The 24741-nt window shown below is 60.0% G+C and carries 15 protein-coding genes; 12 read left to right on the top strand and 3 right to left on the bottom strand.

Annotated features, from left to right (window positions below):
• The first annotated feature begins 178 nt into the window (after nt 1-178).
• From aroQ to accC, 3 genes are read left to right on the top strand one after another with little or no spacing between them, the layout of a single operon-like run.
• Nucleotides 179-631 (top strand): type II 3-dehydroquinate dehydratase, encoded by a 453-nt coding sequence (aroQ, locus tag OC610_RS05295; RefSeq protein WP_264426880.1) that lies wholly within the window; start codon nt 179-181, stop codon nt 629-631.
• A gap of 48 nt (nt 632-679) precedes the next feature.
• Nucleotides 680-1144 carry an acetyl-CoA carboxylase biotin carboxyl carrier protein gene (gene accB, locus OC610_RS05290; RefSeq protein ID WP_053118072.1) on the top strand — a complete coding sequence of 155 codons (465 nt, stop codon included), beginning with the start codon at nt 680-682 and terminating at the stop codon, nt 1142-1144.
• Nucleotides 1145-1161: 17 nt separating this feature from the next.
• Nucleotides 1162-2517 carry an acetyl-CoA carboxylase biotin carboxylase subunit gene (gene accC / locus OC610_RS05285; protein ID WP_018605713.1) on the top strand — a complete coding sequence of 452 codons (1356 nt, stop codon included), beginning with the start codon at nt 1162-1164 and terminating at the stop codon, nt 2515-2517.
• Nucleotides 2518-2591: 74 nt separating this feature from the next.
• Here accC and OC610_RS05280 read toward each other — a convergent pair whose 3' ends face one another.
• The gene (locus tag OC610_RS05280) at nt 2592-6566 is read right to left on the bottom strand and encodes a dermonecrotic toxin domain-containing protein (RefSeq protein ID WP_264426879.1); all 3975 of its coding nucleotides are present in this window, start codon (nt 6564-6566) and stop codon (nt 2592-2594) included.
• Between the two features lie 191 nt (nt 6567-6757).
• Here OC610_RS05280 and prmA point away from each other — a divergent pair, with 191 nt between their 5' ends.
• From prmA to OC610_RS05240, 8 genes are all read left to right on the top strand, one after another.
• Nucleotides 6758-7636, top strand: coding sequence for a 50S ribosomal protein L11 methyltransferase (prmA, locus tag OC610_RS05275; protein ID WP_264426878.1), 879 nt, complete (start codon nt 6758-6760; stop codon nt 7634-7636).
• A gap of 30 nt (nt 7637-7666) precedes the next feature.
• Nucleotides 7667-8893, top strand: coding sequence for a DUF3426 domain-containing protein (locus tag OC610_RS05270; RefSeq protein WP_264426877.1), 1227 nt, complete (start codon nt 7667-7669; stop codon nt 8891-8893).
• 185 nt (nt 8894-9078) lie between these two features.
• Nucleotides 9079-10086, top strand: coding sequence for a tRNA dihydrouridine synthase DusB (gene dusB, locus OC610_RS05265; protein ID WP_264426876.1), 1008 nt, complete (start codon nt 9079-9081; stop codon nt 10084-10086).
• Entirely contained in the window at nt 10083-10403 is a 321-nt protein-coding gene (fis, locus tag OC610_RS05260; protein ID WP_025211617.1) for a DNA-binding transcriptional regulator Fis, read from the top strand. Before dusB ends, fis begins: the two co-directional genes overlap by 4 nt.
• Nucleotides 10404-10486: 83 nt before the next feature.
• Nucleotides 10487-12094, top strand: a complete 1608-nt coding sequence (purH, locus tag OC610_RS05255; RefSeq protein WP_264426875.1) for a bifunctional phosphoribosylaminoimidazolecarboxamide formyltransferase/IMP cyclohydrolase — start codon at nt 10487-10489, stop codon at nt 12092-12094.
• 151 nt (nt 12095-12245) lie between these two features.
• A complete protein-coding gene (gene purD / locus OC610_RS05250) occupies nt 12246-13538 on the top strand; it encodes a phosphoribosylamine--glycine ligase (protein WP_264426874.1) in 1293 nt (430 codons plus the stop codon).
• A 102-nt stretch (nt 13539-13640) separates the two neighbouring features.
• Nucleotides 13641-16415 (top strand): hybrid sensor histidine kinase/response regulator, encoded by a 2775-nt coding sequence (locus OC610_RS05245; protein WP_264426873.1) that lies wholly within the window; start codon nt 13641-13643, stop codon nt 16413-16415.
• 63 nt (nt 16416-16478) lie between these two features.
• The gene (locus OC610_RS05240; protein WP_181287315.1) at nt 16479-17075 is read left to right on the top strand and encodes a MarC family protein; all 597 of its coding nucleotides are present in this window, start codon (nt 16479-16481) and stop codon (nt 17073-17075) included.
• Between the two features lie 4 nt (nt 17076-17079).
• On the opposite strand, the gene OC610_RS05235 is transcribed toward OC610_RS05240, so the two are convergent.
• Nucleotides 17080-17904: a hypothetical protein gene (locus tag OC610_RS05235; RefSeq protein WP_264426871.1), complete on the bottom strand. Its 825-nt coding sequence runs from the start codon at nt 17902-17904 to the stop codon at nt 17080-17082.
• Between the two features lie 227 nt (nt 17905-18131).
• Here OC610_RS05235 and OC610_RS05230 point away from each other — a divergent pair, with 227 nt between their 5' ends.
• Nucleotides 18132-18782 (top strand): hypothetical protein, encoded by a 651-nt coding sequence (locus OC610_RS05230; RefSeq protein WP_264426869.1) that lies wholly within the window; start codon nt 18132-18134, stop codon nt 18780-18782.
• Nucleotides 18783-18849: 67 nt separating this feature from the next.
• Here OC610_RS05230 and OC610_RS05225 read toward each other — a convergent pair whose 3' ends face one another.
• Nucleotides 18850-24741, bottom strand: a complete 5892-nt coding sequence (locus OC610_RS05225; protein ID WP_264426868.1) for a TcdA/TcdB pore-forming domain-containing protein — start codon at nt 24739-24741, stop codon at nt 18850-18852.

Below are 24741 nucleotides of genomic sequence, written 5' to 3'. Positions count from 1 at the left end.
GCTCGCTCCTACAGGAGTTCGGCTTTCAACCGGATGACCGGATGATAAACCTCGGTCATAAATTTCGCGCAAACATCGGTCAACGTGCTGGCTATTGCCGAGAACTGGACAGTCATTAAGGCTTTGCGGCATAGTCTCCGGGTTCTGACACCTGCTCACGGATAACAAGGAACAGCAGATGGCAACCCTTTTAGTCCTGCACGGACCCAACCTGAACCTGCTCGGCACCCGCGAACCGGGCGTCTACGGCGCGGTGACACTGGCCCAGATAAACCAGGACCTGGAGCAGCGGGCCCGCCAGGCCGGCCACCATTTGCTCTACCTGCAAAGCAACGCCGAATATGAGCTGATCGACCGCATCCATGCCGCGCGTGGAGAAGGCGTGGATTTCATTTTGATCAATCCAGCAGCTTTTACACATACAAGTGTCGCATTACGTGACGCGCTGCTGGCGGTGAGCATCCCATTCATCGAAGTGCATTTGTCCAACGTGCACAAGCGCGAACCTTTCCGCCATCACTCCTACTTCTCGGATGTAGCGGTGGGAGTGATCTGCGGCCTTGGCGCCAGCGGTTACCGACTGGCCCTGGAGGCCGCTCTAGAGCAGCTTGAAAAACAGGCAACAGCTTGAACAACAAGCGTTAAACGCCCCTGACCGACCCTTGGGAGTTGATGATTCATGGATATCCGTAAAGTTAAGAAATTGATCGAATTGCTGGAAGAGTCCGGCATCGACGAGCTCGAGATCAAGGAAGGCGAAGAGTCCGTACGCATCAGCCGCCACAGCAAGACCCCAGCCCAGCAGTTCTACGCACCGGCCCCGATGCAGGCTCCGGCTGCCGCTCCTGCTCCGGCCGCCGCGCCAGTTGCCGCTGCAGCGCCAGCCGCACCTGCGGCGCCAACGCTGAACGGCACCGTGGCCCGTTCGCCAATGGTGGGCACGTTCTACCGCAAGTCTTCCCCATCCTCGCCGTCCTTCGTTGAAGTGGGCCAGACCGTGAAGAAAGGCGACACCCTGTGCATCGTCGAAGCCATGAAGATGATGAACCACATCGAAGCTGAAACCAGCGGTGTGATCGAATCCATCCTCGTTGAAGACGGCCAGCCGGTTGAGTACGACCAACCGCTGTTCACCATCGTTTGAACCGCGGAGAGCCTTTGATGACTGCGAAGTTGGAAAAAGTTCTGATCGCTAACCGCGGTGAGATCGCCCTGCGGATTCTGCGTGCCTGCAAAGAGATGGGCATCAAGACCGTCGCCGTTTACTCCAAGGCCGACAAAGAACTGATGCACCTGGGCCTGGCGGACGAATCCGTCTGCATCGGTCCGGCGTCGGCTGCGCACTCTTACCTGCACATCCCGGCGATCATCGCCGCCGCCGAAGTGACCGGCGCCACTGCCATTCACCCTGGCTACGGTTTCCTGGCGGAAAACGCCGACTTCGCCGAACAGGTGGAAAACTCCGGCTTCGCCTTCATTGGTCCGAAAGCCGACACCATCCGCCTGATGGGCGACAAGGTTTCGGCCAAGCACGCCATGATCGCTGCCGGCGTGCCGACCGTTCCGGGTTCCGACGGTCCGCTGCCTGAAGACGAAGAAACTGCTTTGCGCATCGGTCGTGAAGTCGGTTATCCGGTGATCATCAAGGCCGCTGGCGGCGGCGGTGGTCGCGGCATGCGTGTGGTGCACAAGGAAGAAGACCTGATTTCCTCGGCAAAACTGACCCGCTCCGAAGCAGGCGCGGCGTTCGGCAACCCGATGGTCTACCTGGAAAAATTCCTGACCAACCCACGTCACGTCGAAGTCCAGGTCCTGTCCGACGGTCAAGGCCATGCCATCCACCTGGGCGACCGCGATTGCTCGCTGCAACGCCGTCACCAGAAGGTCCTCGAAGAAGCGCCGGCACCGGGCATCGACGAGCAGGCTCGCGAGGAAGTCCTGGCGCGTTGCGTCAAGGCTTGCATCGACATCGGCTACCGTGGCGCAGGCACCTTCGAGTTCCTGTACGAAAACGGTCGTTTTTACTTCATCGAAATGAACACCCGTGTTCAGGTGGAGCACCCGGTTTCGGAGATGGTCACCGGTATCGACATCGTCAAGGAAATGCTCAGCATCGCCGCCGGCAACAAGCTGTCGTTCACCCAGGATGACGTGGTCATCCGCGGTCACTCGCTGGAGTGCCGGATCAACGCCGAAGACCCGAAGACCTTCATGCCAAGCCCAGGCACGGTCAAGCATTTCCATGCCCCAGGCGGCAACGGCGTTCGCGTCGATTCGCACCTGTACAGCGGTTATGCGGTTCCGCCGAACTACGACTCGTTGATCGGCAAGCTGATCACCTACGGGGCGACCCGTGACGAAGCCATGGCGCGCATGCGCAATGCGCTGGACGAAATCGTGGTAGACGGGATCAAGACCAACATCCCGCTGCACCGCGACCTTGTCCGCGACGAAGGCTTCTGCAAGGGTGGTGTCAACATCCATTACCTGGAGCACAAGCTGGGTAACCAGCATTGATGCCGCAGTGATGTAAAAAGACCCCGGTCCGTTTGGCCCGGGGTCTTTTTTTGCTTGTGTCCCAGAACCCAGGATCAGCTCAACACAACGATGGAGAACTCGTTCAACGCGAGTTGCGCCGCATTCGCCGGCCTGCCTTCGCGGGTACGAATGGCACCATTGACATTGACCACCAGCGGCTCGCTGCGCACACGGGTCATGAACTTACTCGCTCGCACCGACACCGGGTCAGCGCCTTTTTTCGCCCTGGCCAGTACGGGAACGTAAAAGCGTTCGACCTGGCTCTGTGAGGTCTTGAATACCGTTGTCAGGCCACTGCGCAAATCCAGTGAGACACCATAGGTATTACCAAAGCAGGAAGAATACGACCAGTAATCCCAGGTCGGTTGGAGGCCTTGACGCCTCATCACTTGCCTGACCAGCTCACCAATGTCCGCGCCCGTCAGCCAGTCCCCACCCACCAACGTCACCCTGATATCCTTCGCCGGTCCTCCCAGGCGCGACATAACGGCCTTGATACCGCGCTCGATGAGCTTTCGAATGTTGTGATCAAAATGAACGACCGATCCCATCCGGGTGACCGGGTTGTACATCGACGCGACCACGCAAGTCTGCGCGTTCAAGGAAAATAGATAATGGTCCGCAGTCGCCTCACTGAACCTTGCTACTACGGCCTCGCCCTGCATGGCTCCCCTTGTCACGTCAGGGGTAACGTGCCCTGGAAACGCCTCCCTTAAATCTCTCACGTGCCCCAGATTGCGGACAGTGACATTACCGCCCCTCAAACCAACGGCATCATGCGCCCACTTTCCATTCGCCAGCCTACGGATGGGTAACTTGTACAACGCGCCGGGACGGCTCGCGTCCACCAGGCACACCCCGCCGAAGTAGGGGTCTTGCTTCACCTGGAAATAGCGCCCTTGGCTGCGAATATAATAAGTCGCTTGCGGTTGCGAGGCGCTGGGCGGGCTGTGGTAGGTGCCGGAGAAAATGCCTTCGTCAGCCATGGGCCGCAAATTTTCAGGGACTGTCGTAACCGCCTGTCTTGCCTTCAAGCGTATGGGCCGGATCAGCGGCCCGGTTTCCTTGGCTGCGACCGGTGTCGCCTTCCTCAAGCGCTGCGCCGACAACGACAGCGGCCTGAGCATGAGTTTCAGGTTCATTGCCGACCGCCCAAGCAGTGCAACCACGCTGGCCGCCCCAAGCACGGCGAACAGCGATCCCCAGGACGCGACCAGCCAATGCTCGAGCGCCTCCTGCGTATCGCCCCGCGCATGCGCCTCGATTGCCTGCGACGCGCTGACGCCGATAAAGGCAATGTCCAGAAGCACGGCAAAGGGCGGGTAGATCATGCACACGGGCGCAGCCGCAAAGAGCAGCCCCTTGACGACCTGGTGCTTGATGACCTCGGCACGACTGGTGGTGATGTCCTCCACATCGGTAATAGCGCGCTCGATAAAAGCGTCGAACTCGGCGCCGATATCCACCACCCGATTGAACTCACGCAACGTATCGACCGGCGAAGCGTCGGCCGACAAGGCCAGTAGCGAGCGCGCCACTGAGGCACGCGCGGTCAGTGCCACTCGCTCCAGGATGTAGTCATGCAGTTGCGCTGCGGTGCCTCCACGAAACGCTCCGTAGTTGCGAAACAATAGGCCGTCCGGAGCATCGGGCGTGTACAGCCAGTAGACGCCCTTCGGGTCGAAATAAGTAAAGAGATAGACGCCCAGGACCACATGACCATTGACGGTGAGCCTGTGCACCCCCTCTCGCGCCACAACAGCCGATGGAGACGTGAGACCGCTAGCGGACCTCCTGTCACCCAATAATGTGACTTGCCGGGTCAGCCAGCGAAACGCATCGACGCTTAACGCCGACTGGCCGTAGGCGATACGCAGGTCGCGTTCCATCCTGGCCAGCGACATGAAGCGGTAAACATCGCGACGCCTCGGATACGCGGGATCATTGGCATCCAGGAACCTGCTGCGAACCTCCCTGGCGTACCGCTCCCCCAGATAGGCGCTTCGAACGTAGCGCGCCAGATCGGCACTGCGAACCTGCCCCAAGTCCTGTCCAACCGTGGAGCGGACGCCCCTTGCGGGGTTGTCGATTCCCGCGTTGTCGTCGTAGCCATAAATGGCGAGTTCCAGCAGGCTGGCGACCTTTTTGTCGCCTGCCAGCCCTGGGTAATACTCGATGAGAACCGTCGAAGGATCCACCGATCCGTCCACGTCCTTGCTGCGCATATAAGGCGCAATGGCTTGCGTGACGGTACGTTTGGCGAAATCCAGAAAGACTTCATATCCGGCAAGTTGCTCACCGAAAACCAGCTGATGGACCAGAAGCTCTTGGCTCAAGCCACTGATGGTCCTGCGCGAATCAAGCGACAGCCTTGAGTACCAGCGAGGCGACTCGCTCATTTCCACCTGCGTCAGGTTATTGCTCAGCCCTGTTAGCACAGCCTGTTCAAGACAGGCCTTGAAACCGCTTGCCGCCCCTCGGGGATCCCTGCTCAAGTCCCACGACGTCGGTTTCTGCACGACATTGACGAGATACTCCCGAGCCCGGATTCGATCGCCTGGAGCAATTTGCTGCAACAAATATTCACGGCCGGCTTCGCTAGCGGCCCACCCGCCAATCTCCGCACTCACGGCACGCAGCGAAGGCAAGGAAATCCACTCCTGGCCATCCGGTTTGCCGGGGGCGTACAGCAACACGTCGGTGACGCCCTCCTGCGGATCTTCACAGTAGAACAACAGCAAGTCCGCACATCCGGACCTGTCAGGCAGCTCGACATTGGAGACTCGCAGCCCACCGATGACTTGCTCCGAGGATTCACTGCTCCACGCAGTGCCAAGACGGTCATGGCTGACCATCGTCATCCGGCCGGCACACCGCGCGACAAACGCGCTGTGCTGCAATCGCGCCAAAAACCAATCGAACATGGCGTCCTTGAGGTCCGCCCGGCGATATCGGGTCGAGAGTGCAGGAAGATATTCGGCCGGGGCATCCACGTTCGCCAACAGTTGCGTCATGAATGGGGATGAAATGGGCTCGTTGCGGAGCATGGTGCCGTTTTCAACCAGGACCACCGTTATCGCGTCCGGTCTGACCGCCCCCCCAACCACCAGTTCGCTCAGGCTGTAGGTTCGCATTGGCTGCCCCATTATGGTTCGCCACTGTAATTTCACACGAACGCCATCCGGCTCGATCTCCATGTCCAACTCACGCCTGACATAGTCCTTGGCCAGGTTTCGGGCAAAATCTTTCAGCGAGCCCAAGCCGTCGAGCTGTTCGTCGACCAGCGCCTGTGCTTGCAGGGCCTCCTCTTGCAGGTCTTCCAGCCGTTTACGGTCAGCTTCACCCAGCCCGCGCAACCAATCAGGTATCTGCTGGCTCGCCAGCGCCGCCAATTCGTGACGCTCCTGGCGGGTTGCCAGCGCGCTCAGTTGCCCCATATGACGCCACGCGTCTTCCAGCGCTTCAATCGCTTCGCGCAGTTCGTCCACGTCTCGCCCAGCCAGGCGATCTGGCTGGAAAATCGCGGTGACTGCCGCAATATGGCCTTCAAGTTTTTCGTGAAGTACATCTTGGAGCGAGGCATCGTCCTCCGACAGTTTCCAATGCCGTCGCAGATAGTCCTCGTAGTGGTTGATAAAGCTGAAGGCCGTGCCTTCCACTGCCTGGGTGATGACGTCCCTGCGCTCGGCCGGAAAACTCAAATCAGCTCCCCCGGGCCAGCGGTAGGGTGCATCTCGCTGCGCGTCATAAACCTCGAATGCCTGGCCGCTCATCCGGAGCAACGCGGTATCGAGCAAAGTGCCGAGAAAGTGAACGTCTACGTTACCTTGATAATAATGAGTGCGCAGTTGGACCAGCAGGAACTCCTCCAGCACTTCAAGCAGGGTCATCTGCGCTTGCAGTCGGGCGCCGATAACAGCTTGCCAACGCGCCAGCTTTTCCAGAACCGCTTGGGCAGTGGCCTCTTGTGAGGACGATACCGCCCCCATGCCATCCCTGTTTCGTTGCCATTCGGCCGTATTGTCCATACACATTCCTCCCTGTTGTGTGGACGCGCACCTTATCCGGCCTGCAACACGCCGATGCCATACATATATATATCGAAACACCAACCGGACCGGCCTGGACTCGCTTATCCACTTTGATAGCGACCTGGCGTACACTGCGCGCCTTTGCAGCTGCGCGCTGCCCCCTGTCGATTTTTTCAAAGGTGCCCGCCATGCCTTGGCTGCAAGTACGTCTGGCAATCAGCCCGGAACAAGCCGAAACCTACGAAGATGCGTTCCTTGAAGTCGGTGCCGTGTCGGTGACTTTCATGGACGCCGAAGACCAGCCGATCTTCGAGCCTGAGCTCAATACCACCCCACTGTGGTCCCACACCCACTTGCTGGCGTTGTTTGAAGGCGGCACCGAGGCGGCCAGCGTGCTCGCCCACCTGGAGCTGCTGACCGGCAGCCCGTTGCCCGAGCATCAAAGCGAAGTGATCGAAGACCAGGACTGGGAACGCAGCTGGATGGACAATTTCCAGCCGATGCGTTTCGGCCAGCGCTTGTGGATCGTGCCGAGCTGGCATGCCGCGCCGGAGCCTGACGCGGTAAACCTGCTGCTGGACCCTGGCCTGGCATTCGGCACCGGCACACACCCCACCACCGCGCTGTGCCTGGAATGGCTCGACGGCCAGAACCTGAAGGATTGCAATGTGCTCGACTTCGGCTGCGGCTCGGGAATCCTGGCGATCGCCGCGCTGCTGCTGGGCGCCAAGGAAGCGGTCGGCACCGACATCGACGTCCAGGCCCTGGAAGCCTCCCGGGACAATGCCGGGCGCAACAATATCCCCGACGAATCGTTCCCGCTGTACCTGCCGCAGGACTTGCCGCAAGTCCAGGCCGATGTGCTGGTGGCCAACATCCTTGCTGGCCCGCTGGTGTCCCTGGCGCCGCAGCTGTCGAGCCTGGTCAAGCCGGGCGGACGCTTGGCGTTGTCGGGCATCCTCGCCGAACAGGGCGAAGAAGTCGCCGCCGCTTATGCTGCGGATTTCGACCTGGACCCGATCGCCAATCGTGATGGCTGGGTGCGCATCACCGGACGTCGGCGCTAGAATGGCCGCCTGTATCAGCCGGATTGCCGCATGACCGACAGCTTCGTCACCCAGTGCCCGCATTGCCACACCAGTTTTCGCGTCAGCCATGCTCAATTGAGCGTGGCCCGCGGGGTGGTTCGCTGTGGCTCGTGCCTGCAAGTGTTCAATGCCGCGCGGCAACTGCTGGAGCAACGTACCGGCAATAACGGCGCCCTCCCCCTGGCTCCGCCCCCCAAGCCTGCCGCCGACGCACCGCCTCGTGCCATCAGCCAGAAACAATGGACAGCCGCCGAGCTGGATCTCGACGACCTGGACAAGGAACTGGCTCGCCTGGAAAGGCGTGACAAACGCGCCCCGGACACTTTCGGACGGCGCCGGGAAGACAACCTGAGTGCCCAGCGCGAGCACCCCTCGAACGAGCAGGAGCCTTGGGTCGACAGCCTGTACAGCGAATCCCCCGTCGAACGCGCCGAAGCCGAGATCCAGTCGCCTGTCGAGCCGTTCGAGCCCCACGAGCCCGCGCGGCCGCCGCGCACCGAACCGTCTTTGTCCCTGGCCCTTGAACCGCTGGAGCCGGACGATACGCCTGTCGCCGTGCTAAGCCTCGCGCCGGATGACGAGCCTCACGAACATCTCGAACGCCTTTCAGCCACTGATGACCTGGACGATGAACCGGAGCCACTGGCAGCGTCATCCAGGAAACGCGAGCGCCAGGAGCCCGGCATACGCGCCGAAGCCCTTCAGGACCTGGACGACGACCCACTACAACTGGATTGGCGCAAGCGCCGTTCGCCTTGGGGCCGACGCCTGCTCTGGAGCCTATTGATACTGCTGGGTGCCGCAGCCCTGGCCGGCCAGTACATTGCCTACCACTTCGACGAACTGGCCCGCCAGGACCAGTATCGCCCGTGGTTCCTGCAAATCTGTCCGACCATTGGCTGCGACGTGCCATCCAAGGTCGACATCGCCAAGATCAAGAGCAGCAACCTGGTGGTGCGCAGCCATCCGGAATTCAGCGGTGCGCTGATCGTCGATGCGATCATCTACAACCGCGCGCCCTTCTCCCAGCCCTTCCCGCTGCTGGAACTGCGCTTCGCCGACCTCAACGGCCACCTGATCGCCAGCCGGCGCTTCAAGCCCGGCGAATACCTGGGCGGCGACCTTGAAGGCCTGGGGGAGATGCCACCGCAGACACCGATCCATATCGCGCTGGACATCCTGGACCCTGGTCCGAAAGCGGTGAACTACAGCCTGAGCTTCCATTCGCCTGAATGAGACGCGCCAGGGGCAGTCGATTGACGGCAGCTTTCTGACTCACCCCACCCGGACCAAACCGCTGGCGATAACAAAATAGCTGTTCAGATTTTATCCAATTCGACCTTTATCCAGTCATCGAGAGCGGGTATCATGCCAACCCTTTTTCGAAGTCTCATGATCCGGCCCCACTTCAGGGAAGTCCTATGTCGGCGGTACGCATCGGCCCATATACATTGCAGAACGGTCTGGTCCTCGCCCCCATGGCGGGCGTCACCGACCAGCCCTTTCGTCAGTTATGCAAACGATTGGGCGCCGGTCTCGTGGTGTCGGAAATGGTCACCAGCGACATGAGTTTGTGGAATACCCGCAAGTCGCGTCTGCGCATGATCCACGAAGGTGATCCCGAGCCGCGCTCGGTGCAGATCGCCGGGGGTGATGCACAGATGCTGGCGGAGGCGGCCCGGGCCAACGTAGAGCTGGGGGCGCAGATTATCGACATCAACATGGGCTGCCCGGCGAAGAAGGTCTGCAACAAGGCCGCAGGCTCGGCACTGTTGAAGGACGAAGCCCTGGTCACCGAGATCCTGCAGGCGGTTGTCGCCGCAGTCGATGTACCGGTGACTCTCAAGATCCGCACCGGGTGGGACCGGGAGAACAAGAACGGCCTGACGGTGGCGAAGATTGCCGAACAGGCAGGCATTACGGCGCTGGCGGTCCATGGCCGCACCCGTGCCGACCTGTACACCGGCGAGGCCGAGTACGACACCATCGCCGCGATCAAGCAGGCGGTGTCGATTCCGGTCTTTGCCAACGGCGACGTCGACTCGCCCGAGAAGGCCCGGTACGTGCTGGATGCGACCGGTGCCGATGGCCTGTTGATCGGTCGGGCCGCCCAGGGGCGGCCATGGATTTTTCGTGAAATCGAGCACTATCTGCGCACCGGCGAAAAGCTCGCTGCGCCGTTGTTGTCCGAGGTGGAACGTATTCTGCTAGAGCATCTGGCCGCGCTGCATGCCTTCTACGGAGAAGTCATGGGCGTACGCATCGCTCGCAAGCATGTGGGCTGGTATCTCGCAACCCTGCCGGGCGCCAGGGAGTTTCGCGCCCGTTTCAATCGTTTGGATGGTACGCAAGCACAATGCGCCGACGTTCAGGCGTTCTTCGCCGAACGTTACAAGAGCCTGACAGGGGACGAAGGGGTGGCCGCATGACGATGATGACCGAGACTTTAGTGAGTGGAATAACACCCGTGAGCGACAACGTGAATTTGAAACAGCACCTCAACACGCCCAGCGAAGAAGGCCAGACCCTTCGCGGGAGTGTCGAGAAGGCGCTGCACAATTATTTCGCCCACCTTGAGGGCGCTGCCGTCACGGATGTGTACAACCTGGTGCTTTCCGAAGTCGAGGCGCCTCTTCTCGAAAGCGTAATGAACTACGTCAAGGGCAACCAGACCAAGGCCAGTGAGCTGCTGGGCCTGAACCGCGGCACCCTGCGCAAGAAACTCAAGCAGTACGATCTGCTGTAAGCATTCAATCAAACCAGAAAGGCGCCCGCGTAAAAAACGGTCGCCTTTTTTGCTGACTTCCCTTGCTTTTGATGGAACTTGAAATGACCGACCAGACCACCCGCCTGCCGATCCGCCGCGCCTTGATCAGCGTCTCCGACAAGACCGGGATCCTTGAATTCGCCCGCGAGCTGCAACAGCTGGGCGTCGAGATCCTCTCTACCGGCGGGACCTTCAAGTTGCTGCAAGACAACGGCGTCGCCGCAGTGGAAGTCGCGGACTACACCGGTTTCGCGGAAATGATGGACGGTCGAGTCAAGACCCTGCACCCGAAAATCCACGGTGGGATCCTGGGCCGTCGTGGCATCGATGACGCCATCATGAACGAGCATGGCATCAAGCCGATCGACCTGGTGGCGGTCAACCTCTACCCGTTCGAAGCCACTATCAACAAGCCCGGCTGCGACCTGCCGACCGCCATCGAGAACATCGACATCGGCGGTCCGACCATGGTCCGCTCGGCAGCCAAGAACCACAAGGACGTGGCCATTGTGGTCAACGCCAGCGACTACGCCAGCGTCCTGGAAAACCTCAAGGCCGGTGGCCTGACCTACGCCCAGCGTTTCGACCTGATGCTCAAGGCCTTCGAACACACCGCCGCCTATGACGGCATGATCGCCAACTACATGGGCACCGTGAACCAGGCGGCCGACACCCTGGGCACCGAAGGCCGCAGCGAATTCCCGCGCACCTTCAACACCCAATTCGTCAAGGCCCAGGAAATGCGGTACGGCGAGAACCCGCACCAGAGCGCGGCGTTCTACGTGGAAGCCAAGCCTGCCGAAGTCGGCATCGCCACCGCCACGCAACTGCAAGGCAAGGAATTGTCGTTCAACAACGTGGCCGACACCGATGCCGCGCTGGAATGCGTGAAGAGCTTCGTCAAGCCGGCCTGCGTGATCGTCAAGCACGCCAACCCGTGCGGCGTGGCCGTAAGCCCCGATGCCGAGGGCGGCATCCGCCAGGCCTACGAACTGGCCTACGCCACCGACACCGAGTCGGCCTTCGGCGGCATCATCGCCTTCAACCGTGAGCTGGACGCCGAGACCGCCAAGGCCATCGTCGAGCGCCAGTTCGTCGAAGTGATCATCGCCCCATCCGTCAGCGAAGAAGCCCGCGCAATCGTCGCCGCCAAGGCCAACGTACGGCTGCTGGCCTGCGGCCAATGGTCGACCGATCGTGCGCCGGCCTGGGACTACAAGCGCGTCAACGGCGGCCTGCTGGTCCAGAGCCGCGACATCGGCATGATCGGCAGCGCAGACCTCAAGGTCGTGACCCAGCGCGCCCCGAGCGAGCAGGAAATCAACGACCTGATCTTCGCCTGGAAAGTCGCCAAGTACGTCAAGTCCAACGCCATCGTCTACGCCAAGAACCGCCAGACCATCGGCGTCGGCGCTGGCCAGATGAGCCGCGTGAACTCGGCCCGCATCGCCGCGATCAAGGCTGAACATGCCGGCTTGCAGGTACAGGGCGCGGTCATGGCTTCCGATGCGTTCTTCCCGTTCCGTGATGGCATCGACAATGCGGCCAAGGTGGGTATCACTGCGGTAATCCAACCGGGTGGTTCGATGCGTGATGCTGAAGTGATTGCTGCGGCTGATGAAGCCGGCATCGCCATGGTATTCACCGGCATGCGCCACTTCCGTCACTGATACACCGCTCCCCTTGTAGGAGCTGCGGAGTGAAACGAGGCTGCGATCTTTGCTTTTGCTTTTACAGCCAGATCAAAAGATCGCAGCCTCGTTTCACTCCGCAGCTCCTACAGGGGATTGCAGCGCCTCCCACAGTTTTGAGGTTTTTGAAATGAATGTTTTGATCATTGGCAGCGGTGGCCGCGAACACGCCCTGGCCTGGAAAGTGGCTCAGGATCCGCGTGTGCAAAAAGTGTTTGTCGCACCGGGCAATGCCGGCACCGCCATCGAAGCCAAGTGTGAAAACGTCGCCATCGACGTATTGGCCTTGGAACAGCTGGCTGATTTCGCCGAGAAAAACGTCTCGCTGACCATCGTTGGTCCGGAAGTACCGCTGGTTGCCGGCGTCGTCGACCTGTTCCGCTCCCGCGGCCTGGATTGCTTCGGCCCGACCGCCGGCGCAGCCCAGTTGGAAGGTTCCAAGGCCTTCACCAAGGATTTCCTGGCACGCCACAAGATCCCGACCGCCGACTACCAGAACTTCACCGAAATCGAACCGGCCCTGGCGTACCTGCGCGAAAAAGGCGCACCGATCGTGATCAAGGCCGACGGCCTGGCCGCCGGTAAAGGCGTAATCGTGGCCATGACCCTGGCCGAAGCCGAGGACGCCGTACGCGACATGTTGGCCGGCAATGCCTTCGGTGATGCCGGTTCCCGCGTCGTGATCGAAGAATTCCTCGATGGCGAAGAAGCCAGCTTCATCGTCATGGTCGATGGCAAGAACGTCTTGCCGATGGCCACCAGCCAGGACCACAAGCGCGTCGGCGACGGCGACAGCGGTCCGAACACGGGCGGCATGGGTGCCTACTCCCCTGCGCCAGTGGTCACCGCCGATGTGCACCAGCGGGTCATGGACCTGGTGATCTGGCCAACCGTGCGTGGCATGGCCGAGGAAGGCAACGTTTATACCGGTTTCCTCTATGCGGGCCTGATGATCGACAAGGCTGGTAACCCAAAAGTCATCGAATTCAACTGCCGTTTCGGCGATCCTGAGACCCAGCCGGTCATGCTGCGCCTGCAATCGAGCCTGGTGCTGCTGGTGGAAGCCGCCCTGGCCCAGGCGCTGGATAAGGTTGAAGCCCAATGGGACCCGCGTCCGAGCGTCGGTGTTGTATTGGCCGCCGGTGGTTACCCTGGCGACTACGCCAAGGGCAGTGTGATCAAGGGCCTGGAAGCCTCGGCACAATTGGAAGGCAAGGTGTTCCACGCGGGTACGGCATTGAAGGATGGCCAAGTGGTTACTGCGGGCGGGCGCGTGTTGTGCGCCACAGCCATGGGCCACAGTGTCGGTGCCGCCCAAGAGCAGGCCTACAAGCTGGCCGCGCAGATTGAATGGGAAGGCTGTTTCTATCGCAAGGACATTGGCTATCGCGCCATTGCCCGCGAGCGTGGCGAAAACCTGTAATAACCTGGCCATTCAGCCGGGCAAGGGTTCATGGCCCTTGCCTGTCTGCTCAGGCGCCGCGCATAGTTATAATCTGGCATCAACCTACGAAGGGATTTCGCCGTGCGCTGGCTCAGGATTGCCATAGGCTTGACCGTTACCCTGCTGACGCTGCTCTGCGTGTTCCCGGCCCAAGCCGCGCCAGGCAGTGGCTGGGCGGTATTGCTCGACGAACAGGGCGATCTGAAACTGAGCGACATTCGCTCTGCCCGCTACACCAATCAATTCAGCCCCATCGACCTCGACCACCTCAAGGCAGCCGAGCCTGGCGGAGCGTTGTGGCTGCGCTTTCGGCTGGCACCCGACAAGCACGAACAGATACTGCGCATCTTCGCGCCGGACCTCTCACGCCTGAATCTCTATGTGCTGGACGGCGACACCCTGGTCGACCAGCAGATCAGCGGCAATGCCGTGACGAGCGCCGAACAGCCCGTGCCCAGCAGCGACTTCATGCTGGCGCTGCCAAGCAGCGATAAAACACTCGATGTCTACCTGCGTTTGGCATCCCGATACGAATTGCGCCCGTTCGTCTCACTGCAGCCGGCGGTGATGGCAGCCGCCAACCAGAACCAGACCCTGGTTTATGGGTTGCTGTTCGGCTGTATCGCGATGCTGATCCTGCACAACCTCACCCGCTACGCCTACACCCGCTCACGCAGTTGCCTATGGCTGGCAGCCTGCGAAGGGCTCCTGATGCTCAGCCTGATACTGCTGCTGAACCTGGCAGGCGCCTGGCTGCCGGACTGGCCGGCGATCCAGACACCGGGTGCCTACCTGGCCCTGTTGCTGACAGCGCCCTGCGGCTTGATGTTCGCCTATCGCTATTTCGCGCCGCTGGGGCCGCACCCGCTGAACCGGCTGCTGCTGGGCGAAATCGTCTTTATCATGCTCTGCAGCCTGTTGCTCCTGTTCGTCAACACGCTGCCCCTCAACATCATGACCTACGCATTGGTGGCCTTGGCCGGCCTGAGCATGCTGTTCGTCAGCGCCTGGCATTGGCAGAAGGGCTACCGCCCGGCACGGCTGTTTGTCGCCGCCATGGTGGTGTTCAACCTGGGCACGTTGATCATTCTCCCCGCCCTGCAAGGGCTGACGGAGGTCGCGCCCCAAGGGTTGATCGTTACATTGCTGGTATTCATCTGCGTCAGTGGTCTGCTGATGAGCGTCGCCTTGGGTGAACGACAGCGGTCAATCAACGAAAACCGCTTCAGTCTCAGCCGCGATCTCGCGGCAAGCAACGCGGAAATCAACGCCAAAGCCGAATTCCTGGCGAAGATCAGCCATGAGATTCGCACCCCGATGAACGGTGTGCTGGGCATGACCGAACTGCTGCTGGGCACGCCGTTGTCGGTCAAGCAGCGTGACTACGTACAGACGATCCACAGCGCCGGCAATGAATTGCTTACCCTGATCAACGAAATCCTCGACATTTCCCGCCTCGAATCCGGCCAGATAGAACTGGATGACGTGCAGTTCGACCTCAACGCATTGATCGAGGATTGCCTGAGTATCTTCCGCGCCAAGGCAGAACAGCAGAATGTCGAGCTGATCAGTTTCATCCAGCCCCAGGTGCCGCGGGTGATCAGCGGTGATCCAACGAGGCTGCGCCAGGCACTGCTGAGCCTGCTGGAACATGCCCTGAAAAAAACCGATGAAGGCGAAGTATTGATCGTCGTGGCCCTCGATGAACGCAGCAACCAGCCACGCCTGCGCATCGCCGTGCAGGACAGCGGGTCGCCCATGGACGCCGAGGAGCGCGATACGCTGATGCATGCAGAGCTGCACAGCAAGAATTTCCTGTCGGCCACCCGCCTGGGTGGCAATCTGGGCCTGGTCATCGCCCGCCAGCTGATCATGCTGATGCACGGCGAATTCGGCATCAAGAGTGGTAGCAGCCAGGGCAGCACCCTATGGCTGACCTTGCCGCTGGACCCGGATCGCCTTGAACACCCGACTTCCGACCTCGACGGCCCGCTGCAAGGTGCGCGGGTGTTGGTGGTGGATGACAACGACACCTGCCGCAAGGTGCTGGTCCAGCAATGCAGCGCCTGGGGCCTGAATGTCAGCGCCGTCCCGTCGGGCAAGGAAGCCCTGGCGCTGCTGCGCACCAAAGCTCACCTGCGGGACTATTTCGACGTGGTGCTGCTGGACCAGAACATGCCCGGCATGACCGGCACGCAACTGGCAGCCAAGATCAAGGAAGACCCGAGCCTGAACCACGACATCCTGTTGATCATGCTGACCGGTATCAGCAATGCCCCAAGCAAGATCGTGGCGCGCAACAGCGGCGTCAAGCGCATCCTCGCCAAACCGGTGGCGGGCTATACGCTGAAGACCACCCTGGCGGACGAACTCAACCAGCGCAACAAGGGCCAGGCGCCAAACGCCCCAGCCAATCCAGGCCCGCCCATACCGGCGAAAGTGCCCAGTGACTTCCGCATCCTGGTGGCTGAGGACAACACCATTTCCACCAAGGTCATCCGCGGCATGCTCGGCAAACTCAACCTGCAGCCCGACACTGCCAGCAATGGCGAAGAAGCCCTCAAGGCCATGAAGGAACAACGCTACGACCTGGTCCTGATGGATTGCGAAATGCCGGTTCTCGATGGCTTCTCCGCTACCCAGCAGTTACGCGCCTGGGAGGTTGGCAACCAGCGGACCCGCACGCCTGTGGTGGCGCTCACGGCGCACATCCTGGCCGAACACAAGGAGCGCGCACGCCAGGCAGGAATGGACGGGCATATGGCCAAGCCGGTCGAATTGTCGCAACTGCGCGAGTTGATCGAGCATTGGGTGGCCCAGCGCGACCAGCAGAACCGTACAGCGCATACGTCCTGAGCCGACAGACGCCAAAACGCCTGATAGACTCCGGTCGTCTTCCTCCGTCCCGAGCCCTCGACCATGCTTCACGTGCTGTTCAGCGTTTACCTGAAAATGTTGGTGCTCTACAGCCCCTTCTTCGTCCTGTCGTGTTTTATCGGCCTGACGCGTGGCTATTCACGCAAAGAACAACGTCGCCTCGCCTGGAAAGTCGCGACGGCGACGCTGGTCTCCAGCGTGCTGCTGTATCTGTTCGGGCGGGTGATTTTCAGCGTGTTCGGCATCACCGTGGATGCGTTCCGGATCGGCGCCGGCAGCGTATTGTTCATCTCGGCGCTGGGCATGGCCCAAGGCAAGTCGGCGGTACAGACCGACAATGTCCAGCAGGACGTGACCATCGTCCCGCTGACCATCCCGTTGACCGTCGGCCCCGGCACCATCGGCGCTCTGCTGGTAATGGGTGTGAGCCAGCCACACTGGGACGACAAACTCATGGCCATCATCAGCATCGCCCTGGCCAGCTTCACCGTGGGGGTGGTGCTGTACCTGTCCAGCCGCATCGAGCGGATTCTCGGCGACCAGGGCTTGCAGATTGTCAGCCGCTTGATGGGGCTGTTTGTCTGTGCCCTGGCGGCCCAGATCATCTTTACCGGCGTCAGAGGCTACTTGGTGCAGTGACGGCTCAGCCTCGTTTGCGACGGCTGAAACGCTTGCTCAGTACCTCCCGGCGATGTGCGCCCAAGTACTCTTCGATGTCCTGTCTGAAGTCTTCATAGCGCGCCGGGTTGAAAGTCACGAACGACTTGCCCCGGAAAATTTCTCGCGCCGAAGAGCGCCAGTTCACAAAAAGAACACCACCGTTGTTCGAAGAACCGGTCTGTTTTATCGAACTGGAAGACGCGATCAGGATGCCGTTGGACAGTTGTTCGCAAGGAATGACGGATAAACGTGCGCCGTCAGCAGACTTGGCCTGGATGCCAAACAGGCCGAGGGTTTCCTTGTCCTGCTTCAAGCCATCAATCGTGGTATTGACCACACTACCCAGCACCGTCGCCGCCGGGATACTGGCTTTCACGCCATCGATAATCCCCTTGACGATATCGCTGATCACCAAGTCCATGTCCACCTGCAGGGAGCTCTCGGTATAACGGGAGTAACCGTCATCCGCCACAAAACAGCCAAGGTCCTGCAAGCACTTAATGAACTCCATGTACCACGCATGGGTATTTTTCCCGCCAGGCACCAGATAGTTGGCCTCCATGATTGCCATGGTCATGACGTTCTCCATGATCGCCATGTTATTGAGCGACATGTTATTGCCGTAGCCTACCAACGCATCACCCAGCATGAGCGCATCCATGTCCTTGGTCGGACTGTCCTGTATCACCTGTACGGCGGACCTGCGCATACGCCGACCTACAGAGACCTGCGCCTTGCGCCGGTTGATACGCGCGCCGATGAGTTCGATACTTTGCGCGGTGCTGATTTCACTTTCAAACGTATCCATGAAACTTCCTTAGTTAGATAAATGACCGCTCCTGCGGACAAACGACAATCTAGAACACATTCAAAAAGAACAACAACTCAAACCAGATACAACATATGTAGCGCCACCCATCACAACAAAAAACAAAACACATCCAGACGCCAAACAAACGAGCCACGCCCTTGAAGTTTGTTGGCGTTGTTGTATTTCTACAGGAACACCACCGCTCAACGGACGAGTAACTTCAAATGGATATTCAATCATCAACCGGCCTCGTCACAGGCCCAAACTTGCTGTCTTACATCGATACACCTACCCTGCAAGATCACAACGACATTGCCGATTGCAATAACATCGCGACCCGATCGGCCGACCTTGGCCATCATCGCTACGGCGATGCCGAGGGCTGGTTTGAAGAATATGCGCGCACGCTGGTCTTCCTCGGCTGGTCGTTGTATGGAGAGTCCATACATACATCCACGAGACATATCGTCTCGGGCTCCGTGGCAGATTTCCTGGTGGAAAGCGCCCATGCGATGCGCGACGCTCGGCAGGCCAATGCGATGATCGACACGCTGGACACATTGAAAATCAATCGCCCGGCCATGTTCTCGCTGGATGCAGAAACCCGAGAGGGCGAATCCTTTCAAATTATCCCAGCGCGCTACGATTCACAGGCCAACCTCAATATCGCCCTGTATAAGCTCGAACTAGATGTCCACATAAAAAAACACGGTTTTTTGTTCTGGGAATGGGAGAAGAGCTCCGCCAGAATCATTCAGCGCAAGGCCTACCTGAGACTGGACAGAAGCGAACTGGACAGCAAAAGAGCCATGATGAAAAAGAAACTGGATGAAAGCCTGATGAGGCGATTTACGTTGCGAAATGACCGCTCTTGAACGACTGTTTCCAAGGTTGCAGGCGCAAACCTGCAACCTTTTTTTGGGCCTCTCGACCAACGAGTGATCAACTCACCAGGTTGGCCTCCACAGGCGACAGTTCCTTCAGCAGCTCCTGGAGCGTGGTTCCGCCCCGGGCACTTGGCAAATCGCCCAAGCGCGCGATCAGTGTCGAGACCGCGTACTGTCGATTCCTACCAAAATTGAGCAGGACCTCTCTGCGAGCATTGAAATCCGTCGCATATATGTCACGCAGAATCACACTGTGTTCGCTGTTCGGATCAATGATCACCAGGTGTTCATCGACATGGCTCACAAGCAACTCGTCCGGCTCATCGAGCTCCCAGATCAACTTGCCGGGGATCGCCGACACCACGGCCAGTGGCTGGCGGCAGTCGAGGATCACCGATTTGAGACGAAACCAGGCTGCCTTGGAGAGACGGTAACTCACCGCTTCCTGGCCCATGCGCAGGACCAGGGTCGTGACATCGTCTGGTATCAGCGGCAGGAGATCGCGAATTTTCGTCCCCTGGCCCTCGACAACCAGCACCTCGCCCTCACGCCGGACGTAACTGAGCGTTCCCATCTGTCCCGCCCCTGGAAAAGCCAGCAGTTTCCCGTTCGCGCTTTCATGAAGTAATACGTTGGTCTGCCGCTGGGTTCCCAAGACCTCATAGGATTGCGGGACGGCGGTCCTGGGAACTCGGACGATGCGCCCCGTTTCAGCGACAAACCACTTCAGACTATCGGGCTCCTCCACCGTCAGTAGAGCGCTGCGCAGCGGCTGGGTCGCCAACTGTTCAAGCCCCTCGTGTTCCCGGCCGCCTTGCAGGGCGACCCACTCCTGAGTGACGCCGATGATCCGTGCCGGCTCATGGGCAAGCAGCGCGACCACAATGCCTTCGAACGTGACGCCTCGCAGCCCAGGCCCTTCGACTGACAGCTCGACAAACTGCCAAGGTCCCCACTGACGCTCCGCGACAGGGATCGCGCCAGCCTGCAGCAACCGCGAACCTTGACCAAACGCGGCCTCCAATCCCTGCGGATCGAGAAACGCCTGGCGGTAGACTTCACCCTTGGAAACATCGAACAGCCAGGCGGCTTCGCCATCGGGCGTTACGCTCAGCAGGCGGATTTCACCTGCCAGTCCCAAGTCAGCCACCAGCAGCCTGTCACCGATATACCAGGCGCACAATTTTCCGTGCCCCTCGGCATTTTTCAGACCGACAACGGCAAACCGTTCAGCCGTGTACCGCCGAGCCAATGGCTGCAATGCAGACCACCAATGCGCCCGGTCCTTGAACCAATGTTCGTTTACCCCGCCGAGCGTCGGAACGCCTTGGCGGGTCAGGCTGAAAAACACGCCGTCAGACATCAGCATGACGTATCCGTCCTCGGTAGCGATGACATCCTGGAGCTTTTCGTCCTGCGTCCACCGGGTCGACCAACGTGCCTTGCCCGCCACCACGGTTCGCTGTCTGCGGCACAATTCCTTTCGGCCTCGGTCATAGATCATGAAAATGTCGTCCTCCTCCGCCAGCGGCAGCAATGTCAGGTCGGTCATGTTCTTGATCGAGTCGGGCCAGCCGCGGTGATGCTTCGGTCTTGGCACGGGACGGATGATCAGGCGATCGATGCGGCGAATCCAGGCCATGTCCCGGTAGGTGTCGTCGATCTTCCAGCAGATCGACACGAAGGGCGCCGGTTGCCAAGTAACGGAATCAAACGTGTCTTCGCTGCCGAAGGAAGGTGAATAGACATAACCTTCGCCAAGCACTTGTGCCCAATCGCCCAGGAATTCGCTGGCGCTCAAAAGCGGTTCCAACCCGGTATCCAAATCCTTGGTGATTGAACTGAGCAGCAATTGCCCCTCATGAATGACATAGGCTGCCTCGCAGGCGTCGCCGCCCCGGCGGGTCATTTTCTGTACGACGTGGATCACGCCCTGCGCGTCCGCCGCGATGCTTTTGACAACCGTAGTGGCAGTCAGTGGAGCCCAGAGCCAGTAGTGTCGGATCAACAACCCGGTGGTAGCGTCGACCTGCCAGATCCTCACATCCTGCGGGTCGTAGAACCAGGCATAACCACCCGCCACCGCCCCCAGCAACGCGTCATCGGCACCCGGTATTTCATCGCGAATGCAAAGGAAGCGATCTTCGCGGGCGTCGTACCAAGCCGTGATGTGTCGGGGCTCGTCCGGTTTCTCGAAAGGAACCTGGTAGTCGTGAACCGGTGTATAGGGCATTACTAGGCGGTGCTGTCGAGCGAGGGTCTTGAGGTGCTCCCTCAATGCCTGGCGATCCATGCCCGATGGCACCGTATCTTCGACGATGTTGAGCTCCCCCAAACCCAGATCCGCTTGGAACGTTCGTTGGTCGGCGGCCCTCAGCAGGACGTCATGGCGTCCCGTTCCGGTGAACGCCACCTGGACATCGCCGATGAACAACCTGCCATGACGCTCGATCCTGATATCGCTTTGCTGAGCCCATGAGGCGTCCAGCACCCAAGTTGAGTCCAGCGATTGCGGCGCATCGAGAGTCAGGCTCACCCCCGGATTGAGCAGCAATGTGCATCGCTTGCCCGCTCCCCGGATCTGATAAGAGATTTTTCCATGCCAACTGGCTGGCAGAACAGGCACCACCAGCGAGCGATCGGTCTCGTCGAGCAATACTTCAATTGCGGTTGGGCGATAGTCCGGGTTGAAAAGGCGATGAAGAATGTACTCACTCGGAAACGAATAGAAAGAGAACAGAAACAGCCATCCGCCATCCGCTTTCTTTTTTTCCAGGCGCCGTGCGATGTCGAAGCCGGTATCGTGCCGTCGATTGGCAAACGGCAGCGCCTTGTATTCATAGCGATAGCAGGTTTGCGGCGTGCAGGGCAGCATGATGGCCTGGCCGGCGCCCGGCGTGAAGCTGACCTGACGTGGCAGGTCCAGCTCCCGACCGATGTCGATCGCCCGCTCGTAATAGTTAGCAAACGTCGGCACACCGAAATGATCACGCAGCGGATAGAGCTTGGGGCTGTCCACCACCAGCTCGGCGTTGACCAGGTCCACAGTCTGGATGACCAGCGAGGGGCGCGGCAACCAGATGCCATGGACAGTATTCAACTGGTAGGCATGAAGATGAGCGTTCGCCACTTCGTCGAAAAACAGCCCGACCTGCTTGGCCTCTTCGGCAATGACGGCGAACCCCTGAGCCACCGCCGCCACGCCCACCGCCAATCCTCCAAGTATCACTGAGGCGCCGCCAAGCACCGCGCCCACCGTCGTGGCGCCGGCAGCATAAGCGCCGACCGACAACGCCAGGCTGGCCGAATCGAAAGCCAGTTGAGTACCGAACTGAGTCCGTTCAACTTCGTTTTGTGCCGTGGATAATTGATAAATGTCGAAACCGACATTCGCCAACTGCAGCAGCCCTCCTACCGCCTCGTTAAAACTGACCCCCACCGAGGCCTTGACCACAGGTGCGACCGTACGGGCGATCAACTTCTCTTCCACCAGCGCCTGCCGGACCAATGTCACCACCCCCGCGATATCCACGACGTTGCCATGCACCAGCTGCGCGTAATTGACATAGGCATGCAGCCGGACCGCCCAGCTGAGGCGACGGCCAGTGTCCTCACGCCCCCGTAGGGCGTTCAATAGCGCTTGTATGGCAAAACCGGCATTCAGGGTATGGACGCTGCCCACTTCCAAGGGATCGCTTGAAACGGCAAAACGATTCGCCAAGGTCGAAAACAGCTCCGAGATGTAGCTTTTTATCCGCGGGAGCCGGGGGTCTCGAGTGTTTATCTTGATCGCTTGCTCGGGATGGACGGGATCAACCATGTGCATCTGATACGACCCATCCGACATGACCTCCAAGGTATCGAACAGCGGCACAAGATCCGGGGCCAACGTGTTCGCCTGCACCAAGTGGGTCGTCACCTCATCGATCTGCTGCGCCAACCAATGGCCATCCAGTGCCGACAGGCAACTGCCGAGCCGGGGATTTTTCTGGAGTGATTGCCCTCGGGCGCTGGCAATTCGCTGTTTTAAAGGGACGGACGGCTGCCCAGGCAATGCCCCCGGCTTCAGCAGTCGCGAGACCTTCATTGCGCCGGGTAATGACAGGTTCGACACTCGCGCGCCATCCAATTCGATCAGTTCGAAAGTCGGACGCGTCGCATCGCCATACGCGGCGTAATAACGAGCCATGTCCTGCTCAAGAAAGAACTGTTCCAGCGCCTGCTTGAACACGGTCGGGTCTTCGAATTCGAACACGCCAAAGTTCGGATCGTAGAAGTGATAGGTACCCCGCTCGCCGTCAAACGTCTTGGCCACTAGCATGGCGTGATTGTCCGAGTTGAGCATCAGCGTAGCGGTGGTGGTCCTGGTCTCCAGCATCCGCGCCACTTCGTCCAAGTTCGAACGTGCCAGCGCGCGGCCGACATCATCCACCTGCACGTCACGCAACGACTCCATCAGTTCCAGGAAAGACACCGAATCGCTTGCCTCTGGCTCGATAACCCCGAGAAAAAATCGCTCTCGCAAAGTATTGACCGCAGCCTTGTCCTCCGACAGAGCTGCCGCCATCGCCAGGGCGAGGGGATAACAACGACCGCCCACCCGGTCACCCTCGCCATCAAGCAATAGATCCTGGGGCACGAGCTTGACCGTACCGGCTTCAAAACCGTCCAGGACGACACCGATGCGCTCGATGATCTGAACACGATGTTCCAATTTCGCCGCCTGCTGGATCCGCGCCACATGTTCACCCCACTGGCGCAGTGTCAGCGGCTGTTGCAGCGCGACTTTTTTCAATGCCAGTGCTGATTCGTCATGCTTCGATGGATACTCTGCCGCACTGGCGAATCCGGCCAGGAATGCGGGTGCCTGCTGCTGATATAACGCGCGCTCGATTGTCGCGTAGCCCCCGGCGGTTCCAGGTTTCCTGAACGTGTTGATCAGGTTTTCCAACCTCGGACGAGCCGCATCGAAAGTGCGATTGTCCACCGCCTCGACACCCGTCAACGCAGCCAGCGTCAGACGTTGCAGGGGACTCAACTGAGCGAGGTCAAATTGGTCTTCGGCGAGCCGGTTCAAAAGCTCAGCGGTAGACAACTGTTGCGTCTGTGGATCGCTCAATGACGCAGGAGGCAACACGCCAGCGCTTTGGGTGAGAATCGACTGACGCTCATCAAAGCCCAGGGGGATCGCCTTCTCGAAAGCCACCACACCGCTGTGGCCGCGATTCATCGCCTGCATGAAGGGCTCACCCAACTCATCGGCCAGGTGTTGCAGCAGGTCGGTGGACAACACGTGGCGGCCCTCGATCACCGGCCAGCCTTCGTCGAACTGCAGGGTGCGGTATTTGAGCAGCTCTGCCATCACACCCGCATAACGGGCCTTGAACCGGCCTTTTTGCCAGTGTTTTTTTTCATTCTCGAGCCACTGCCCGAGGTCGGTCTCGTTCTCCTTCCAGGAGTGATCCAGCTCCTCCTCGGTGGCCCGATTGACGGTAGCGAGGTCTTGAATGGCAGCTGCCGCTTGCCACTTTTCAGCGGTGCCAGGCGTGAAATGCGCTCTTAGGTAAGCCATCACCGCCTCGCGCATCGCGCTGGGACCGGTCAGATAGATCGTCACCTCACTCTGAGGGCGAATGCCGTCGCTGTAGTAGGTAGCAGCAGCCTCCACTAGAAAAGCCGCGGCCATTTCCGCTTCCGGGGCCAGCTCGTGAAAAGCACCGAGCACCTTTGGGGCGGCCTGCTGTGCAAGATCGATCATGGCCTTGACATCGGTCAGGGCAACGTTGTGCTCATCGGCCAGGCGCGCGGTGTCGTCGACGATTTCATAATTGAGCCGGAACCGATCGAGCACGGCCTGGAGCATTGCGGCCCCAGGGTGGGCCATCAGGAATGCGTTACTCAAGGAACTCCGTACGGCAACCGCTCGCAGTTCCTCCGGGCGCGCCAG

Origin of the sequence: Pseudomonas agronomica (assembly GCF_025917275.1) — a bacterium.
GTDB classification, from domain to species: domain Bacteria; phylum Pseudomonadota; class Gammaproteobacteria; order Pseudomonadales; family Pseudomonadaceae; genus Aquipseudomonas; species Aquipseudomonas agronomica.
Note: the sequence above shows the minus strand (reverse complement) of the source record. Positions and strands in the feature narration are given on the sequence as shown.

Excerpts from the sequence above, each read along its gene's own strand:
- aroQ (WP_264426880.1), top strand. The coding sequence starts at position 179 with ATGGCAACCCTTTTAGTCCTGCACGGACCCAACCTGAACCTGCTCGGC.
- accB (WP_053118072.1), top strand. The coding sequence starts at position 680 with ATGGATATCCGTAAAGTTAAGAAATTGATCGAATTGCTGGAAGAGTCC.
- accC (WP_018605713.1), top strand. The coding sequence starts at position 1,162 with ATGACTGCGAAGTTGGAAAAAGTTCTGATCGCTAACCGCGGTGAGATC.
- OC610_RS05280 (WP_264426879.1), bottom strand. The coding sequence starts at position 6,566 with ATGGACAATACGGCCGAATGGCAACGAAACAGGGATGGCATGGGGGCG.
- prmA (WP_264426878.1), top strand. The coding sequence starts at position 6,758 with ATGCCTTGGCTGCAAGTACGTCTGGCAATCAGCCCGGAACAAGCCGAA.
- OC610_RS05270 (WP_264426877.1), top strand. The coding sequence starts at position 7,667 with ATGACCGACAGCTTCGTCACCCAGTGCCCGCATTGCCACACCAGTTTT.
- dusB (WP_264426876.1), top strand. The coding sequence starts at position 9,079 with ATGTCGGCGGTACGCATCGGCCCATATACATTGCAGAACGGTCTGGTC.
- fis (WP_025211617.1), top strand. The coding sequence starts at position 10,083 with ATGACGATGATGACCGAGACTTTAGTGAGTGGAATAACACCCGTGAGC.
- purH (WP_264426875.1), top strand. The coding sequence starts at position 10,487 with ATGACCGACCAGACCACCCGCCTGCCGATCCGCCGCGCCTTGATCAGC.
- purD (WP_264426874.1), top strand. The coding sequence starts at position 12,246 with ATGAATGTTTTGATCATTGGCAGCGGTGGCCGCGAACACGCCCTGGCC.
- OC610_RS05240 (WP_181287315.1), top strand. The coding sequence starts at position 16,479 with ATGCTTCACGTGCTGTTCAGCGTTTACCTGAAAATGTTGGTGCTCTAC.
- OC610_RS05235 (WP_264426871.1), bottom strand. The coding sequence starts at position 17,904 with ATGGATACGTTTGAAAGTGAAATCAGCACCGCGCAAAGTATCGAACTC.
- OC610_RS05230 (WP_264426869.1), top strand. The coding sequence starts at position 18,132 with ATGGATATTCAATCATCAACCGGCCTCGTCACAGGCCCAAACTTGCTG.